The sequence below is a fragment of the Nostoc sp. genome, from assembly GCF_036919815.1.
In the GTDB taxonomy this organism is placed as follows: Bacteria; Cyanobacteriota; Cyanobacteriia; order Cyanobacteriales; family Nostocaceae; genus Nostoc.
The window spans coordinates 33,408-52,483 of sequence record NZ_JBALCE010000085.1 but is presented as its reverse complement, the minus strand read 5'-3'; the positions used below and the strand labels follow the sequence as shown (position 1 = coordinate 52,483).

At 44.4% G+C, this 19,076-nt stretch carries 13 protein-coding genes and 1 pseudogene; 10 read left to right on the top strand and 4 right to left on the bottom strand.

What is annotated here, in order from left to right:
* Window positions 1-116: 116 nt before the first annotated feature.
* Window positions 117-839: an NnrU family protein gene (locus tag V7K15_RS20440; protein WP_334908172.1), complete on the bottom strand. Its 723-nt coding sequence runs from the start codon at window positions 837-839 to the stop codon at window positions 117-119.
* A gap of 213 nt (window positions 840-1,052) precedes the next feature.
* Between V7K15_RS20440 and V7K15_RS20435 the strand changes: the two genes are divergently transcribed.
* The 6 genes and pseudogenes from V7K15_RS20435 to V7K15_RS20410 all read left to right on the top strand — a co-directional run bounded on the left by V7K15_RS20435 (window position 1,053) and on the right by V7K15_RS20410 (window position 9,633).
* Window positions 1,053-2,066, top strand: coding sequence for a LysR family transcriptional regulator (locus V7K15_RS20435; protein ID WP_334908170.1), 1,014 nt, complete (start codon window positions 1,053-1,055; stop codon window positions 2,064-2,066).
* A 240-nt stretch (window positions 2,067-2,306) separates the two neighbouring features.
* Entirely contained in the window at window positions 2,307-3,713 is a 1,407-nt protein-coding gene (locus V7K15_RS20430) for a serine/threonine-protein kinase (protein ID WP_334908168.1), read from the top strand.
* 27 nt (window positions 3,714-3,740) lie between these two features.
* A pseudogene (locus tag V7K15_RS20425) lies at window positions 3,741-4,793 on the top strand (phosphate ABC transporter substrate-binding protein).
* Window positions 4,794-4,955: 162 nt separating this feature from the next.
* Window positions 4,956-6,368 (top strand): ABC transporter substrate-binding protein, encoded by a 1,413-nt coding sequence (locus V7K15_RS20420; RefSeq protein WP_334908166.1) that lies wholly within the window; start codon window positions 4,956-4,958, stop codon window positions 6,366-6,368.
* A 397-nt stretch (window positions 6,369-6,765) separates the two neighbouring features.
* A complete protein-coding gene (locus tag V7K15_RS20415) occupies window positions 6,766-7,386 on the top strand; it encodes a PEP-CTERM sorting domain-containing protein (protein WP_334908164.1) in 621 nt (206 codons plus the stop codon).
* Window positions 7,387-7,560: 174 nt separating this feature from the next.
* The gene (locus tag V7K15_RS20410; RefSeq protein ID WP_334908162.1) at window positions 7,561-9,633 is read left to right on the top strand and encodes a phospholipase C; all 2,073 of its coding nucleotides are present in this window, start codon (window positions 7,561-7,563) and stop codon (window positions 9,631-9,633) included.
* Between the two features lie 164 nt (window positions 9,634-9,797).
* Here V7K15_RS20410 and V7K15_RS20405 read toward each other — a convergent pair whose 3' ends face one another.
* A complete protein-coding gene (locus V7K15_RS20405; protein WP_334908160.1) occupies window positions 9,798-9,965 on the bottom strand; it encodes a hypothetical protein in 168 nt (55 codons plus the stop codon).
* 328 nt (window positions 9,966-10,293) lie between these two features.
* Between V7K15_RS20405 and V7K15_RS20400 the strand changes: the two genes are divergently transcribed.
* Window positions 10,294-10,716, top strand: coding sequence for a hypothetical protein (locus V7K15_RS20400; RefSeq protein ID WP_334908158.1), 423 nt, complete (start codon window positions 10,294-10,296; stop codon window positions 10,714-10,716).
* Between the two features lie 880 nt (window positions 10,717-11,596).
* A complete protein-coding gene (locus V7K15_RS20395; protein ID WP_334908156.1) occupies window positions 11,597-12,643 on the top strand; it encodes a PstS family phosphate ABC transporter substrate-binding protein in 1,047 nt (348 codons plus the stop codon).
* 52 nt (window positions 12,644-12,695) lie between these two features.
* Here V7K15_RS20395 and V7K15_RS20390 read toward each other — a convergent pair whose 3' ends face one another.
* Window positions 12,696-13,415 carry a Crp/Fnr family transcriptional regulator gene (locus tag V7K15_RS20390; protein WP_292795523.1) on the bottom strand — a complete coding sequence of 240 codons (720 nt, stop codon included), beginning with the start codon at window positions 13,413-13,415 and terminating at the stop codon, window positions 12,696-12,698.
* 527 nt (window positions 13,416-13,942) lie between these two features.
* On the opposite strand from V7K15_RS20390, the gene V7K15_RS20385 reads away from it, so the two are divergent.
* Window positions 13,943-14,611, top strand: coding sequence for a DALR anticodon-binding domain-containing protein (locus V7K15_RS20385; protein ID WP_334908154.1), 669 nt, complete (start codon window positions 13,943-13,945; stop codon window positions 14,609-14,611).
* A gap of 292 nt (window positions 14,612-14,903) precedes the next feature.
* Here the strand turns inward: V7K15_RS20385 and V7K15_RS20380 are convergent, their stop codons facing one another.
* Complete coding sequence (locus V7K15_RS20380) at window positions 14,904-15,773, bottom strand: Cof-type HAD-IIB family hydrolase (protein ID WP_334908152.1); 870 nt, start codon at window positions 15,771-15,773, stop codon at window positions 14,904-14,906.
* 265 nt (window positions 15,774-16,038) lie between these two features.
* On the opposite strand from V7K15_RS20380, the gene polA reads away from it, so the two are divergent.
* Complete coding sequence (gene polA / locus V7K15_RS20375; RefSeq protein ID WP_334908150.1) at window positions 16,039-18,981, top strand: DNA polymerase I; 2,943 nt, start codon at window positions 16,039-16,041, stop codon at window positions 18,979-18,981.
* Window positions 18,982-19,076 lie beyond the last annotated feature (95 nt).

Sequence of the window (19,076 nt, the reverse complement as noted above, 5' to 3'; positions counted from 1 at the left end):
CTGACTCAACGCACCTCCATTGATAGATCCTTGAACTTATCCTACATTGATTTTGGGGCAATTGATCAGCTGAAATTCTCATTTATTTGTGATTTTATGCTGACATTGGGGATCGCCTAGATTTCCCATTTTATCCTACTAGTTGCTTCCAGCAACAGAGGGTGCGACCACCAAAGCAAAGCGATAAAAATCGCAACTCCCAAATAGGCAGGGCGGAGAAATTCATGCCATTTGAGAGATTGACGTCCATCGATAATTGCTTTGAAGGGAATAATTGAAGTCCGTTGTTTGGCAATTTCAAAAGCTTCGCCATAGCGCTCGCTTAAACGGCGATCCCCGTGCCAAACCCCGAACAAGTGATGCAACACCAACCCAATGGAAGTCACAATGGTAAAGGTAGTACCTAGCCACAGAGTATGGGCAACACACCAAATTATTTGTCCTACCATCTGGGGATGACGGGTAATCCGAATAATTCCTGTTTCGTAAAGATGAACTTGGGGCTTTTGAATAGCAGCAACTTCTAGTAGATTGAAGGTAGCAGGATATAAAAACAAAAACGAGATCGCTGACAGCACCCAAACAAATTCTTGCACTCCTGGCACCCCTTGTACCTGCCAAAGTTGCAAACCATCATAGCGGTGTCCAAAAAAGTAAATAATTAATATTACAGCCAACGGGAGGCTAACTAATGCAAACAGAATGCGATAAAGCCTTGGTCCGATGTATTTTTCTGCCCAAGGGCGTAAAGCAGCGCCTCCACTGTGAGCGATCACAAAAACTATTTGCAACGCCAGTATGACAAAATGACTAGGTGTCAACCAAGAAATCAGCAGCATATTACACGGGTGAAATAATTTAAATAAAATTGAACTCAGTACAACCAATACCACAAAGTATTCCAAAGGAGACTTTAGTCAAGATGTTGTGCCACTGTCTTTTTCGAGTCAAGCCTTCAAGTTTAATATGCAACAAATCATCACTAGCTGATTGTTGCCCAAGCTGATTTGTTGTATGCATCCGCTCCTTTTAAAGTTTGTGGTTTGAGCCTTATGTCTGACCTTCCTTTCACTTTAGATCAATTACGTATTTTGAAAGCGATCGCTCAAGAAGGAAGCTTCAAGCGTGCCGCCGATAGTCTTTACGTCTCCCAACCTGCCGTGAGTTTGCAAGTTCAAAATCTCGAACGGCAGCTAGATGTCCCCTTATTCGATCGGGGAGGACGACGCGCCCAATTAACCGAAGCAGGGCATTTACTCCTAAGCTACGGCGAAAAAATCCTCAGTCTGTGTCAAGAAACCTGCCGCGCGATCGAGGATTTACAAAATCTCCAAGGCGGTACTTTGATTGTCGGTGCTTCTCAAACGACCGGCACTTATCTTTTGCCCAGAATGATCGGGATGTTCCGACAAAAATATCCAGATGTGGCAGTGCAATTACACGTCCACTCTACTCGACGGACTGCTTGGAGTGTCGCTAACGGACAAGTTGATCTGGCAATTATCGGCGGTGAAATTCCGGGTGAACTATCAGAATCTTTAGAAGTTATTCCTTACGCTGAAGACGAACTAGCACTGATTTTACCTGTCTTTCATCCCTTTGCAAAACTGGAAAAAATCCACAAAGAAGACCTATATAAATTACAATTCATTGCCCTAGATTCCCAATCGACTATTCGCAAAGTAATTGACCAAGTGCTATCACGCTGTGAGATTGATACCAGACGTTTTAGAGTTGAAATGGAACTAAATTCCATTGAAGCAATTAAGAATGCTGTGCAATCTGGTCTGGGGGCTGCCTTTGTCTCAACTAGTGCGATCGCTAAAGAGTTACAAATGGGCGTTCTGCACTGTGCCAACATTGAAGGTGTCGTCGTTAAACGGACACTGTGGCTGATTTGTAATCCTAATCGGTATCGTTCCAAGGCCGCAGAAGCTTTTAGCAGGGAAATTTTGCCCGAGTTTGCTAATCCTGGATGGAATCAAGATGTGTTAATATTGGCACAAAAAAGCATCGTGATAAGTACCTTGGATGGAGCAACGCCCATCTCATCCGGCGAAAGCTAAAATCAGGTCATTTGTCCTTTGTTTTTTGGTAAACGACTAATGACCATATAATTCGTAATTCGTAATTCGTAATTCGTAATTATTAACCCATCGCTGTTCGTGCAGAGTGCTGTAGGCAAGCCAGAGCTTAGACATCACTAAAAAAGTTTCCTGTTCCTGATAAAGAAATTTAGTTTCTATGTAATCTGAATGAAGTAATTACGAATTATCAATTAGGAATTATTTTAAATAATCACGAAAATGGAAGTTTACTGCACTCGTCCCCATTGCCCACGCCCACAAAACTATTTTGTCGATTTAGATGATATTACGACGCTGAGAACAATGCAGCAGAAGTACTGTACTACCTGCGGTATGCCACTGATGCTAGATGGTCGATACGTGACAACGAAGTTGCTTGGAAGGGGCGGGTTTGGAGCAGCCTTTTTGGCACGCGATCGCCGAATACCTGGAATGCGTCAATGCGTAGTTAAGCAGTTTCAACCAGCCGGGAATTTAAGCCCAACTCAATTGCAACAAGCACAGCTGATGTTTGAGAGAGAGGCAGAAGTTTTAGCACAACTTGGTAACGATCACGAGCAAATTCCTGATTTGTTTGCCTTCTTTCCAGTGATAGTTAATGGCTTGCAAGCAGGACAGCAAGACCAATTTTTTTACTTGGCACAAGAATACATTGATGGGCAAAACTTAGAGGAAGAATTAATTCAAAATGGCAAATTTTCTGAGCAGCAAGTGTTGGAGGTGCTGCAAGAAATCCTGAAGGTGCTAAAGTTTGTCCATGATCGAGGCATTATCCACAGAGACATCAAACCTTCTAACATCATGCGTCGTCGTGATGGTAAACTTTTTTTACTAGATTTTGGTGCAGTTAAACAAGTAACAAACGCTGCACTTGGTTCTGCGGCTTCTTCCACAGGAATTTATTCTATGGGATTTGCACCACCTGAGCAGATGGCTAGGGGTCAAGTATTCCCATCTACAGATTTATACTCATTGGCTGTAACTCTTGTTACTTTGTTAACAAATCAGGAAGCAATTGAATTATTTGATGCCTATAGCAACCAGTGGAAATGGCGATCCCAAGTGACTGTCAACCCTCGCCTCGCTGACATTTTAGACAAGATGCTGCTACCTGCTCCTAATCAGCGCTTCCAGTCAGCCCAAGAGGTTTTAGATGCACTTAACTCACAGCCTCAAGCCCCTACACAACTTAATTCGCCTTCTGTAACACTTCCGCCACAACCACAACCAGCCAAAGGTTCTAGTCCCGTCGTCCCCCACCGTTCATCAACTCAACCAGCGTTTTCTACACTGGAATTATTAGGTGGGGCGGCATTTAGTGGATTTGAGGGTGCATTGATCGCGATCGCCCTCTTTAGTCTAGTAAAATCACCAATAGCTACTTTCATTGTTGCATCTGTAATTTTGGGGATACTGATATTTGTCCAAACCAGGCGGTGGATTGAAAAGTTCGATTTATTAATTATTCCGGCAATTACTTTTGCGATTATTTTTTTTATCCCCTTTTTACAAGGAGGTATTGGCATTCAGGCAGTAGTTGTTTTAGCAGTTGCAGCAGGCTTAGTAACTATTTCATTAACAGCCATATTTCGACTTATTTATAAATTATTATCTGTCTTCCTTTAAAAAAACTCCTGGTGCTAACAGCCATCTATGTCTCACAAAAACGAAACACTTAGCCTTTTCTTAGCCGCTTTCATCACCATTGGCTTTATCTTTGGTGGCTTATGGTTTTTCATGGAACGGTGGGCGCAAATAAATGGAACTGTTCCTAAACCTTCAAAGACTGATAACACAAGCAACACAAGTAATCCCCTAAACCAGTTTGTCAACAGATGTAACGTGGCAAATCTCCCAGAGGGGACATTCAACTATGGTGGTAGCACAACCTGGGCACCCATCCGTAAAGAGGCAGACTCCGTTCTGCAAAGCCTGTGTCCTCGGTTTATTTTACGCTACACTCAACCTCCGTCAGCTAAACCAGGATCGGGAACTGGCATTCGCATGTTGATAGATAATCAACTAGCTTTTTCTCAATCTTCTCGCTCAGTTAAAGCTGAAGAAAATGCAGAAGCTAAACAAAAAGAATTTAGTTTAAAAGAAATTCCGGTGGCAATTGATGGTATTGCGATCGCAGTTAACCAGAGTCTCAATATCCCTGGTTTAACTGTCGCCCAACTTAAAGACATCTACACAGGCAAAATTACTAATTGGCAACAGGTGGGTGGGCCAAATTTACCAATTACAGTCTACTCTCGCAGCAAATAAGCTGGGGGTACAGCAGAGTTTTTTGTCGAAAATGTTTTAAATAAAGAGAATTTTGGTACCAATGTTAGTTATATTAACACCACCACTGAAGCGGTACGAAAAGTAGCTGCAAGTCCTGGCGGAATTTATTATGCTTCTGCCCCAGAGATTGTACCTCAGTGTACGATTAAGTCCATACCACTAGGGCGCACAAGCGGTCAATTTGTGCCTCCCTACCAAGAACCATTTGTACCTCCATCTGAATGTCCTAATAAACGTAATCAGTTGAATAGTCAAGCATTTCGGAGTGGAGACTATGCAATTACCCGCAATTTATTTGTAATTGTTAAACAAAATAATCAAACAGATCAGCAAGCAGGCGTTGCTTATGCAAATTGGCTGCTGACACCTCAAGGTCAAGAACTGATCGAAAAAGCTGGATTTGTTAGACTTAAATGATCAAAGTGGTTAGATTTAGCAAAATAATCAAATTAGGACTTACGCAAAAACTCTCTTAAAGTATTATTTATCAGTGTTCTCTGCCTCTGGAGTAGTTCGTTTTTTATCTCAAGACCTAAGTTCTACAAATAATAAACATTTTTACTTTATTCAAATTTGTTCATGTCCCAAAAGAATGAAACCACAATTTTAGCCTTGGCTCTGTTGCTGACAGTTGGAATAATTGGCGGTGGTTTTTGGTGGTTTACTAACAACTCTGGTTTCAAACTTAGTAATACTCCAAATCAGGAAACAGGCAGCAATCTATCCTTACAAGACCGCATTAGTTTTGGGGAAAAATCCTTGACCCCGGGTGAAATTTCTCCAGTTAAAAAAGCGGGAATACAGGCGATCGCTGCTAAAAGTTATGATCAGGCGATCGCCAATTTGACAGCTGCCCTAAAACTCAACCGTAACGATCCAGAAGCGTTGATCTTTCTTAACAATGCCCGAATTAAATCTTCAAAGAGCTACACCATTGTGGCTTCTGTACCAATAGGCACTGACCCCAATACTTCTTTAGAAGTTTTACGTGGTATCGCCCAAGCCCAAAATGAAATTAATACCTCTGGAGGAATCAAAGGAGTGCCCTTGAAGGTAGGGATAGCTAACGACAACGACAATCCAGAAATAGCCAAGCAAATCGCTTCCAGCCTAATCAGCAATTCAGAAGTATTAGGTGTAGTTGGTCCGATTACTAGCGATTCCACCTTAGCCGCAGGTACTATTTATACCTCTGGAAAACTTGTAGCAATTTCCCCTACCAGCACATCTGTAAAAATTTCTAACTTTAGCCGCTACGTTTTTCGCACGGTTCCCAGTGATTTTATTGCTGCTAGAAGTTTGGCCAACTATATGGTGAAAACCTTGCAGAAAAAAAATGCAGCAGTTTTCTTTAATTCTCAGAGTAACTATAGCCAGTCTTTAAAGTCTGAGTTTGTTTCATCTGTTTTGCTGGAGGGTGGACAGGTATCCAGCGAATTTGACTTATCCAATGCGGATTTTAGTGCGGCTAAAAGTGTAGAACAAGCAACTAAACAAGGTGCAGAAGTGTTGATGTTAGCTGCTAACACTGAAACTTTGGATAAAGCGCTGCAAGTAGTTCAGATTAACCAGAAACGGTTAATTCTGCTTTCTGGAGATGATGTTTACACCACCAAAACTTTAGAAATTGGCAGACAGCAAGCTGCGGGGATGATAGTAGCAGTTCCCTGGCATATTGATGGCGATCGCAAGTCAGATTTTCCCCAGAAATCTCGGCAGTTATGGGGCGCTGATGTGAGTTGGCGAAGCGCCCTCAGCGATGATGCCACTGTAGCTTTGATTGCGGCATTAGAACGCAATCCCACGCGATCTGGAGTCCAAGAAGCACTAACTTCCTCTGACTTTTCTGCCACTGGCGCTTCTGGTACAATTCGGTTTTTAGCATCAGGCGATCGCAATGCGCCAGTCCAACTTGTAAAAATCGTTCCTGGTTCTCGCTCCCGTACTGGTTATGACTTTGAACCAGTGCGATCATCAGCAATAAAAAATTAAAAATTAACCAATAGTTAACCTGGAAAAACTCTCAACATGGGAAATTCAGCTTTATGGGCAATACTTTCGCTTTCTTTACGAGTATTACCATAGAGCAAACCTAAGATTTTACACGCTTGTTTTTGCCATCAGGCAAAAAACTGAGCCAATAAAATTTTGTATGGTTAGTGAGAAATCCGGGTAATACTGCCCTGACTATTTAATAAACTTTGCCTTTCCTTAACTTGTCATTAATTTTCACGTAACAAAATACAGAAATAGGGATTTTTAGCAGCTGGTGAGGTAGTGCAATCTTGAGGTTTTTCCAAGTGAGTAACTGCCGAACGCAGACGGCTAATGGACAAGTGGTTTAATATCTTGTCCCTTATGGGGAAAATCAAGAATTAAGAGCAAAATTATGCTGAATGCAACACCTTTAAAAAGGTTATCGCAAGTAACTGCCACCACAGTACTTGGTTTCGCTATGCTTGCAGTTATTGGCACAGATCCTGCTCAGGCTGTCAATTTGAAAACATTTAATATTTCCGGAAATTTTGCTCCTGCGCCTGTTGATGGTTCAGTAGGGCTACCTGTGAATTTAGCAAATGCTTCTTTTAATGGGACTTACACAGTGGATGTGGAACAATTATCCGCTTCTAGTTCTTTTGTAGATTTAACAAGTTGGACTCTCAACTTAGTCAATGATAATACTGTTTTGCGAACATTATCCAACAGTTTGGCTGGCAATACAGCTTACATTCAAGAGAACATACTTGCTTTTTCAGACGCAGGCTTATTAACAGGGCAAAACAATAATTTGTACAGTTTTGAACTGTATTTTGACAGGAATTTCACAGGTACGGGTAGTACCACTGATGGAAAATTTTTGGACAACAGCAACCTTGGAAGTCTGCAAAGCTCCGGCATTACTGCCGTTACTTTCGCTAAAAGTGAGCCTGTTCCTGAACCGGGAAATTTTGGTGGAATAGTAGTTTTTGGTACTATCGGTTTGTGGCTGAAAAGAAAGCAAAAAGCTTAAATAGCGGCATAATTTTGCTTCTGCTCAACGGTGTTAAGTTTTTCGGAATTAGTAAAGAACGGCATCACCAAAATACCTGTTTTAAATCAATGAAACGCTTGCGCTAGATGAATGACGAATTACAAATTACGCATAGCGATATTAGCTAGATAAAAATTACTAAGGAGATGTGCTTTGAAACGATTTACAAAGTTCTATTTTGCTCTAACATTTTTGCTATTACCATCCTCGCTCATACCGTCGATGTTTCTCGGCTCGGCGATCGCAGAGGAAGCCTCTCGACACGAAGCATTGCAAACAAAGTCAACCGTCACAACCCAGCCAAATGTAACGCCAGATGTGACGCGATATTTGAATGATCCCAGTCAGGAACCCAAGCTGCCGCCAAAGGTGCTTAAAAAGCTGCTTCAGGATCGGATCAAGTACGTCTTCATCATCTTTAACGAGAACCACTCCTTCGACAACGAGTATGGCACCTTGCCCGGTGTTAACGGACTCTACTCAGATGGACAAAAGCCTCGTCACCCAGAGAAAACACCGGGCTTCACCCAGACTTACACGGATGCCAATGGCATGACCGTCACAGTCCAGCCATTCCGCATTGGGCCTGGGCAGAACGCCACTGTCGTTGATAGCGTTGACCACTCGCACACCGGACTCGCAAACAAGATCCACGTTGTGGACGGCAAGCCACAGATGGATCAGTTTGCCAACGACGAGTATACACGCTTCGCGTCCAAGGGTGGAGCCGCCAACATTGCTGAGGGCAAGCAGTTCGCACACCTTGTCATGTCGCACATCGACTGCGACACCATTCCCTTCTTCTGGAAATGGGCTAGTCGCTTTACGGTCTTCGACAACATCTTTGCAACCGAGGACACCCCCTCAACCCCGAATGCGGTGGCGATGCTCGCGGGGCAGGCGGGTGAAACGCAGTGGGTGAAGCACGGTTCGAGCGGCAAATCTTACACGGTGGGCAGCCACACAGGGACGACGCAGGGTGTACCCCTGGTTAACGATCCACAGCCCTTTTATGGCTCCCAGTTCGACACAACCACAGATAACAAGCAACCTGCTGGCACAAAAGAGAGCTACGCCGATGGTAATATCGCCTCCAACCTGACCTTCGCCAGTCTGCCGCTCACCTTCCAGGGGCGCAATATTCGGTCAGTCTTGGCTGGCAACAGAAATCCTTTATTTGATCTAGCCGATATCCAGCAGGATATCCCCTATATCCACAAACTCCGAACTGAGCCTGTCAATTGGCGCTGGTATCAAGAAGGCTACAATCTGGAGCCGACCGATACCAACGGCATCGCTTCCCACAATGCCTATGTCAGCCATCACAACGGGGCGCAATATTTCGGCTATATCGCCAACACGCCGGAGGTGAGCAAAAATCTTCGCGGGCTTGGTGACTTCTTCACCGACATAGCCAAAGATACCCTGCCCAAAGGCGGCGTATTCTACATCCGTGGCGGCTACACGAACCAGCAGGGACTGAAGCCGCCGATTACCAACCCCAATACGCCTGCGGATGAAATTGCGGCGATTAATGCGGCGAAGTCGGGTGATGACGACCATCCGGCCTACACCGATCGCCAACTCAGCGAGGCGATGGCGGCCAGGACGATCAATGCGATCGCCTCAAATCCGAAGCTTTGGCAGCAGAGTGCTATCATCATTACCTACGACGAGTCGGATGGCTTCTACGACCATGTGCCACCCCGGATTTTATCCTATGGCCCCGACGGACTGCCGCTTTCTCGTGGTGTCCGTGTGCCACTGATTCTGATTTCACCCTATGGGCGGACGCACGCTGTCTCCCACGTCGAGGGCGATCACAACTCGGTGATTGAGACGATCAACACAATCTTTGGTTTGCCTGCGCTTGCCAGCCTGCCCGATGAGGCACAGGCACTCGCTGCTGGCAACTCCCCGGAATTTAACAAGTTCGGGCCGCCAGGATTTGAGCAGAAGTACCTCGGACCACGGGACATCAATTCGCCGATCACCGACAGCCTCCTGTCGGGCTTCGATCCGAAGCGCCTGCTAGGTATCTCGCCCCCACTGCCAGCCTCCTTTGCGAAGATTCCAGATAGCGTTGTGAACACACTACCGCATTACGGTGGTGAAGGCTGCCGAGCGATCGGGATCACGCCGGAGGACAAGCGCCAGGGGATAGTCAACAAAATCCCCAAGGGCTTCAACCCACTACCAAGCACTTATCCAGCAGCTAACCCTTAAATAAATGATCGCTGGGTAAAAAATAATATTTTTTACCCAGCGATCGCTACTCGGAACTCAACACTCTTCATATCCCCGTTTTTCGACATTCCTTAAGGAGAATTCATGCGCTTTGTGTTAGTCTTCGTGACTCTGCTTGGTGTCTGCGGCTCGATTTCCCCCGCTCAGGCAGGTTCGGTCATCAAACGTGTGAAGGAACACAATGTAGTTCGCTGTGGCAGCGTCGAGCGGACAGGTCTGGCAATTGAAGCCAAGCCAGGTGGCTGGAGTGGTCTAAACGTCGATGTTTGCCGTGCGATCGCCGCCGCCGTACTGGGATCTTCTGACCGCATCGAATATCACAAGTACGAGACGCCGAAGGACTTCGACACCGTGCGTAACCAACAGGATGATGTATACTTCCTTACAGGATCGGAGATTGAGGAGCAGAAGCTGGCTGGTAAACTGCTGCCTGGTCCGACTGTCTTCGTAGAATCGAATGCGGTGATGGTGGCGTCCACCTCGGCTGCACACCATGTCAGCGACCTAGACCGAGAAGGCATCTGCTTCATGATTGGCAGTTCAGTCGAGCGCAGCCTCACGGCTTACTTTGGTACGCTCCAGAAAAACTGGTTACGTCGGCCGTTCTCTGAGGATGGGGAGATGATCGATACATACAACGTGCAAAATTGCCATGCGATCGCCGGTGAGATCACGACCCTGGCAAATATCCGCCTTGACTCTGGGGTGAACCGATTATCGAGCCGCATCCTCCCGGAGTCGCTGACGACTTTTCCGGTAATCGCTGCCACCGGAACCGAGGATGCTCAGTGGTCTGCGATCGTCGCGTGGACAGTACATACCTTAATCAACGCCGAAAGACCGGAAACACCCTCGTATGCAGGTGGTGCTAGGGCGATGCCGATTTCTGCACCAGAATTCGGTCTTGATAAGCAGTGGCAACGCCGCGTTCTCACATCTGTAGGCAACTACGGCGACATCTTTGATCGCCATCTGGGGAAAGGCTCTCTACTTAAACTCGATCGCGGATTAAATGCGAACCATTTTCGCGGAGGACTTCTTCTAAGCCCGTTCCTTGAGTAATTTCAACCAAGCATAGAGGTGTCGGGCAAAGTTTTTGACTGTTAGGACTTACGCATGAGTTACGGAATTAACGTAGACGCTTCGGCTTGCCGCAGGCTACCGCAGAGGCGCAGAGAAGCCAGTGCATTGCGGGGGTTCCCACGGCAGTCACTCATGGGGGAAACTCCTAGACGCTCTCTTACGAGACGCTAAAAGCGAACGATGACTCGCTAACGCTGCGCTATCGCTTTTAGCGTCTCCTCTTGGGAGAAGATCGCGTCGCGCTGCCTCCCCGTTGTAGCAACTGGCGTGACACGGAGAAATCAGAGTTTGAGAGATATTTTGCGTAAGTCATAACTGTTTTTAACCAATATCTTCGCTTTCTTTACAGTTCTTTATACTGCAATACCCTTGGGTTAAGGAAGGGACTGACAAATAAAAAAACATCCCAAATTTTCTTGTGGGGTGGGCAGGAAAGCCCGCCCTGAATATGGGACGGGTGCGGACACCCATCCCACAAGATGGATAATTTATTTCTTAGACTGTATTGCCTTATACTGTGCTGTCCGCCTAGGCGTGGATTTTACATTTTCCCTAATAGTCAAGCAGGCTTTTGTGTTGCGCTGTTTCGGCAAAAGTTAGACTACCTCTGTTTTTGGCGAAGGTATTGATGGGAAAAATTTTAGTGTCAACTAGCAACTTATCCTCGCCACCAATCAAGCTTTGAGAGAAGAGACGAATAATCCAGGGGAAATTTATTATACCTTGGCTTTTAAAGTAGTCACAAATGAGGATTTGTCAGGATTCGTTAATAAAACACCCGTTCTCCAAATACAATCTCAAGTAGCAAGCACCTATCAAGTCAAGCACTTATATTGAATGGACGCGTGGGTAATTTACTATGTCCCAAAAAAACGAAATACCTATTCTTGTCTTATCCATCCTAATCACGGTCGGGCTAGTAGCTGGCGGTTTTTGGTGGTTCACCAGAAAGTCTGGTCTTGAGCTAAATACAATTAATTCTCCTGGCACCAAAACGCCCCAAACTGCATCAGAACAACCTAGTGGCAAGACTTTTACCTCAGTACAGGATGTTCCTACAGGATTATTCAATTACGGAGGCAGTACATCTTGGGCGCCGATTCGACTAGTAGTTGATCGAGCAATTCAAGCGGCGCGACCAGAGTTTCGCCTACGTTATGTAGAACCTAGTAATGCATCTCCTGGTTCTGGCACTGGTATCCAGTCGCTCATAGACGGTCAATTAGCTTTTGCCCAATCCTCCCGGCCAGTTCTAGATCAAGAATTAAGCCGTGCCCAGCAGCGTGGGTTCAGTTTAAAACAAATTCCTGTGGCAATTGATGGTTTGGCGATCGCAGTTAACCCCAGTCTCAACATCCCAGGACTAACGATAGACCAATTAAAGTCAATTTACACAGGCAAAGTTAATAATTGGAGCCAAGTGGGCGGCCCCAATATTCCGATTAAGCCCTATTCCCGCCGTATTGCTGATGGCGGTACGGTTGAGCTTTTTGTCCAAGACATTTTGGGTGGTCAAGCTTTCAGCTCCAATGTGGAATTTATCTCCACAACCACCCAAGCCTTGCAAAAATTGGCTGGTAGTCCTGGTAGCATCTATTACGCTTCTGCCCCAGAGGTGATTCCTCAATGCTTAATCAAAGCCTTGCCGTTGGGGCGGACGCAAGGGACATACATTGCTCCTTACCAAGAACCTTCTGTCCTCCCGTCGGAATGTCCTGGTAAACGGAACAAGTTGAACATTGAGGCTTTCCAATCAGGAAAATACCCGATTACCCGCAATCTGTTTGTGGTGGTCAAACAGAATGGTCAGACTGAGCAGCAAGCAGGTGTCGCTTACGCCAACTTACTGCTGACTCAGCAGGGACAGGAACTGATTACCCAAGCTGGGTTTGTCAAAATTCGCTGACACTGCGATCCACTCAGACAGAGTGGCGAAAATCGCCGCTCTGAACTGTGCTTTAACCAGCTCTATTAATTGACTCTGCTGGCAAGCATATTAGATTATCGCCTTGAGTCAGGATTAAGCCACGTTGACGCAGCTTGCCCATCAAGCGGGTGACGGTGACACGAGTGGAACCAATCGCGCTACCAATTTGGGCATGGGTGAGGGGAAAAGGCAAACAATAACCGCGAATCACATCTGGATCAGTGTCGCTCATTGCTGGCTCTCCATATTCCTCAATCAACAATGTGAGAAATCCTAAGAGTCGGTCAATTGTGCGGCGTTGTCCCAAGGCACTCAGCCACAGCAGCTTACGCTGGTGCTGATACCTAAAGGCATCCATAACTTCACGACGGAAGTGAGGCCAATTATCTAGGTCGTGCCAATACATCCACAGCACCGCAGTTTGGTCAACATGGGCGTAAGCCTGAAGTGTGAATGGTGATTGGGCAACAATTTCAAATGGCTGTCCCGCTCCCACAAAACCCAAGAACGCTTCTTCTGGGGTTCTGTTGATTCGTCGAGACGTTAGCTGACTAGCAGTCGCACTAACTTGTGCGGTTCCTACCATGCGGATCGCACCCCTTTGCACTAAATATAGCAATCCAGGTCGAGCTGGAATGCGCTCATCTTTGCTAAAGGTGCGGCAGCGATAGTGTTCTTGAGCCCAGTCAAGAATGCGTTGCCAAGTCAAAAAAGGCCGTGATGCCTCAGAAAAGGAGGATTGAGATTGCATAGGTAACAAAGAGCGTTCGGCTGAAAACAAAGACGTGTAAATAAAAAGGTGCAAGGAGTGTCTTTGTGTTGGCGAGGCAGGCTTAACGCCTAACAGCGCCAGCCAATCCAAAGAATAGAAAGCAAATTACTCTCTACTCTTTTGTTATACTTCCTACTGTACAATGATGGTAGTAAAGTTTACTTACTATTCATCGATTATTCATCAAATTTTATCCTCCTCTCATTTTTCTTCATCTAAATTTAACTTATACCGGAAGATAGATGAAAAAAATTTTAAAAATATATTTTACATGATTATTTAAATAAAATTACGTGCATCATAAATTACTAGATAGCAAATACACGTCAATAGAACAGCTACTATGTAGTTATTTAAGACAATTCCTAAGTATTGATACTTATGAATTAGAAAAGATATGCATAAAAGATGAAGAAAAGAATCTATATAAAGATAGAGATAATAGTAGAGTTTTGTATATTTCAGGTGTGGCTCTGCGACTGTCAAAATCTCAGAATCGAAAAGCTATGGAGCTTGCCAGTGCGATCGCCTCAGATGTATCAGGGATCTGTAGGGGCATTTTTAGTATCCAAGTAGTTCCCCCTGGTTGGATACATTTTGAATTGACTCACTCCACGTTAGCGACTTGGTTACAAAGTCTGGTAGTGGGGAGTTTAGGGGGAGATGAAGGCACAATTGATGCCCCATGCCCCATGCCCCATGCCCCATGCCCAATGCCCAATTCGTTATTTGCTGTTCAATACGCTCATGCACGCTGCTGTTCGCTAGTGTTGCTGGCTCACCGAGAGGGATTGATTAAACTTAGAGAACCTGTTCCAAATACTAGTCCAGCTTTTTGGAGCGTTATCGCCCCCAACCCTATACCTTGGCTCAACTGTGATAGAACACTGCGGCTAAATCATCCAGATGAGCGTCAGCTAATTGCCGAGTTAGTACAAGTGGTAGATAACATAGAATGCCCTGATGTTAGCGGTTCTGTAAAATGGGAAAAAGTAGCGCTGAATTTGAGCCAAGCTTTTGAAAAGTTCTGGTCTAATTGCCGAATTTGGGGTGAAGTTAAAATTACCTCACCAGAGGTAGCCCAAGCCAGACTTGGATTGCTGATGGCTACTCAGTCAGTATTAAGATATGTGTTAGAGGAAAATTTGGGGGTTTTTGCGCCTTTGGAGTTATAAGTCGGTAATGTTGCTTAGTAGAGCATTTAGGAAATTCGGAGCTTTTTTAAACGCAGAGGGACGCTGAGGGAAGCGCAGAGGGGCGCTGAGTTTTGCCAACTTTAATTCGCTATGAACTTCTGTACTTAACCAGAAAATAAAAACTTTTATCACAACTATTGACTCAAAGCATCACCTCGGCTACATTAGCAAGTGTGTGAGGAGCGAACCAGCTAGGGCACCGAGACGAAACACGGCCAGTCGTCGGTGTCCTTTCTGATTTGTATGGGTTAGGTTTGAAAAAGTACCTTCACTACAGCAAAAAGTTTTCTATTGCTACGGCTGCTCCGTCTTCTTCTACACTAGGAGCTACCCACTGCGCGATCGCTTGCACTTCCGGTGGTGCGTTACCCATAGCTACACCAAGTCCAACATACTCCAGCATTTCTACATCATTGAAGTTATCGCCAATCGCCATAACGTTGGCTATCTGTAATCCCAGTAATTCTTCGGCTAGGTAACGCACACCAGTTCCCTTATTCACAGAGGCGTTAGTTGCTTCAAAAAAGGTAGCAACAGATTTTGTTAAATAAAGTTCAGCAGGTGTGTATTGACGGCGCAAATTCCCCAATAGCTGGTTGATCACATCAGTGTCATCACATAAAGCGAGAATTTTTGTCGGTTCATTCGTTAAGGTTTGGCGCAAATCACCCACGGGAATCGGGATAACACCAGAACGTTCTGCATAAATTTGGGTTTCTCTAGTTAACTCACGGACGTATAGCTGATCATTGATGTAAAAGTGGACAGATAGAAGCGATCGCAACTCAGGTTGTTCAAAATAGTCGATTAGCTGGTGGGCGATTTCCCTGGAAACAGCCCAATGACGATGAATTTTTTGGGTGATCGGGTCTTGAATCCAGGCTCCTTGATAAGCCATTAATGGTAAAATAGAGCCGATTTCTTGGTGAAAGCGTAAGGCGGAACGATACATTCGACCTGTAGCGATCGCCACTTGAATTCCTCGTGCTTGGGCTGCAATAATAGCTTTTTTTACACCTGTACTGATGCTGTTAGACTCTCCGGCGATCGTGCCATCTATATCCAAAACTAGTAGTTTAATGTCTTTTGCAGCAGCCTGATTATTAGTAGATGCCAAATGTGTAGCAGATGCTTTCTGCATAATTTCCTAGATTTTAAGTTTCAATAAGAGGTTAACAGGCTCTAGCAAGCAGTGGGGAGTAGTAGAAAAAATTCGGTTCTCTAGTCACTTACGTACTTATACATACCTGCGAAAAGTTGGTTCTCCTGGGCTTCCGTGCTAAAGCTGTAAATACGTAGACATCACTTTGTCTAAAATTATGTGCAGGAGAAATTCGTATGCAAAAACGGCGCTATTGTCGCCAAAGCCAAGCTGAACAAGCATCTGAAATTGCTAAAATAGGGCTATGTCTGAAACTTTCACTTCTGCAACCGCAACACGCCCCACGTTCATCCTCGTCGATGGACACTCCCTCGCTTATCGTTCATACTTTGCGTTCGCCAAAGGACGAGATGGAGGACTGCGTACCAAAACGGGGATTCCTACCAGTATATGTTTTGGTTTTGTGAAGTGCCTGCTAGAGGTAATGGCAACACAACAGCCCCAAGCAATGGCGATCGCTTTTGATTTGGGTGAAGCAACTTTTCGCCACGAAGCTGACGAGACTTATAAAGCCGATCGCCCGGAAACGCCAGAAGACTTCATTCCCGATTTAGCAAACTTGCATGAGTTGCTAAATGGCTTCAATTTACCATTTTTTACTGCCCCTGGTTTCGAGGCAGATGATGTTTTGGGAACCTTAGCACAAAGAGTAACTGCTGCTGGGTATAAGGTGAAGATTCTTACGGGCGATCGCGATTTATTTCAACTGATCGACTCGGACAAAGAAATCACTGTTCTAAATTTTAGTCCAGATGCCCTAAAACGCTCTACAAATAGCATCACGGAATTTGAAGCAGAACAAGTCAAAGAAAAAATGGGCGTCTTACCTTCACAAATTGTCGATTTCAAAGCTCTTTGTGGTGATAAATCAGATAATATTCCTGGAGTCAAGGGAATTGGTGAAAAGACAGCAGTGCAGCTGCTAAATACCTATGGTTCTCTTGATCATATTTATGCTGCTTTAGATGAAATTAAAGGCGCAAATCAGAAAAAACTCGCAAGTGGTAAAGAAGATGCTGATAAGTCTCGCTATTTGGCAACCATAGTTTTAGATGTTCCAATAGAATTTGATTTAGAAGATTGCAAATTAAAAGGGTTTGATACAAGCGTCTTATCACCAATTTTAGAAAAATTAGAATTTAAGTCTTTTTTAGGAAAAATTAACGACCTCCAGCAACGTTTTGGTGGCAAAGTTGAAGAAAATCAAGAAGCTAAAACAGATGCAATTAATCCCAATACTAACTCAGAATTTAGCGCTGATGAAGATAAGGATTTGTGGTTTTTTAGTGCTAGTGATACAGCAGCAGTTCCACAACAATCTACTTCCCCAATTACACCACGCATCATCAATACCGAAGCCAAACTTACTGAGTTAGTCAAACTTTTGCAAAAATTCACTAACTCAGAGACTCCCGTTGCTTGGGACACTGAAACCACCGATTTAGAACCAAGAGATGCTGAGTTAGTAGGAATTGGTTGCTGTTGGGGAACGCAACCAGATGAGGTAGCCTATATTCCTGTGGGACACAAAACTGGGGAAAATTTGCATAAAGATTTGGCGTTAGAAGCATTACGCCCAATTCTCGAAAGTGCTGATTATCCAAAAGCTTTACAAAATGCCAAATTTGACCGCTTAGTTCTAAAGTGTCAAGGAATTAATTTGGCGGGAGTAGTGTTTGATTCCATGCTGGCAAGTTACATTATAAATCCAGATTCTAGCCATAATTTGATGGATTTGGGGCAACGATATTTGGGATTGATAGCAAAAAGTTACTTAGATTTAGTTCCTAAAGGTAAAACCATTGCTGATATAGATATTCCCGCCGTAGCAGATTACTGCGGTATGGATGCTTATACTACCTTTGGTTTAGTGGCTAAATTGCGTGAGGAACTGGATAAATTTCCAGCTTTATCTAAATTATTAGTGGAAGTGGAACAACCGCTAGAAGCAGTTTTAGCCCAAATGGAATACACAGGTGTCCGCATTAATTCCGCTTATTTACAAGAACTTTCGCAGCATTTAGAAACTGAGTTATCCAGGTTAAAAGAGCAAGCAACTGAAATAGCTGGGGAAAATTTTAACTTGGGTTCTCCTAAGCAAATGAGCCAAATCTTGTTTGAAAAGTTGGGGTTAAGCACCAAACATTCTCGTAAAATTCAAACGGGCTACTCTACAGACGCAGCAACACTAGAAAGACTCCAAGAAGATGATAACACTGGATTTGTTGAGGCGATCATTGAGTATCGCACCCTATCTAAATTAAAGTCTACTTATGTTGATGCATTACCAGCATTGGTGCGTCCAGATACCCAACGGGTGCATACTGATTTTAACCAAGCAGCAACATCAACTGGTAGGTTATCTTCTTCTAATCCAAATTTACAAAATATTCCCATTCGTACAGCTTTTAGTCGCCAAATTCGGAAGGCGTTTTTGCCAGAAGCTGGCTGGTTAATGGTGGCTGCTGATTATTCACAAATTGAATTGCGGATTTTGGCTCATTTGAGTCAAGAGCCGATATTACTGCAAGCATATCAGCAAAATGAAGATGTTCACACTGTTACCGCGCGATTAGTGTTTGAAAAAGAAAATGTCACATCAGAAGAACGAGGGATGGCAAAAACTATCAATTTTGGCGTGATTTATGGAATGGGTTCTCTAAGGTTTTCGCGCTCAACTGGAATAGATAAAAACATTGCCAACGAGTTCATTAAGCGGTTTAATGAAAGATATCCGAAAGTTTTTGCATATTTGGAGCGAGTCAAAAAAGAAGCGATCGCTCTTGGTTATGTAGAAACTATTCTCGGTCGCCGTCGTTACTTTGACTTTACTCATAACAGTTTACGCAAATTAAAAGGTAGTAACCCAAAAGATATTGATCTAAGTAAATTGAAGAATTTAGGTGCTTATGATGCAGGTTTACTACGCTCTGCTGCTAATGCACCAATTCAAGGTTCCAATGCTGATATTATCAAAATTGCAATGGTGAGACTGCATGAGGTTTTGAAGAACTATCAGGCGCGTTTGTTGTTACAAGTTCACGATGAATTAGTGTTTGAAATTCCTCCTCAAGAGTGGGAAGAATTACAACCGCAGATTAAGTCGGTGATGGAAAATGCAGTCCAGTTGAGTGTACCGTTGCTGGTGGATGCGCGTGTTGGTGAAAATTGGATGGAGACGAAGTAATTCTTGTGGGGTGCGTGTCTCGTAGCCCAAGGCGGGCAAGATGCCCACCCCACAAGTAGTAGTAATTTATTTGTTGGAAATCCCTAATCAAGAGT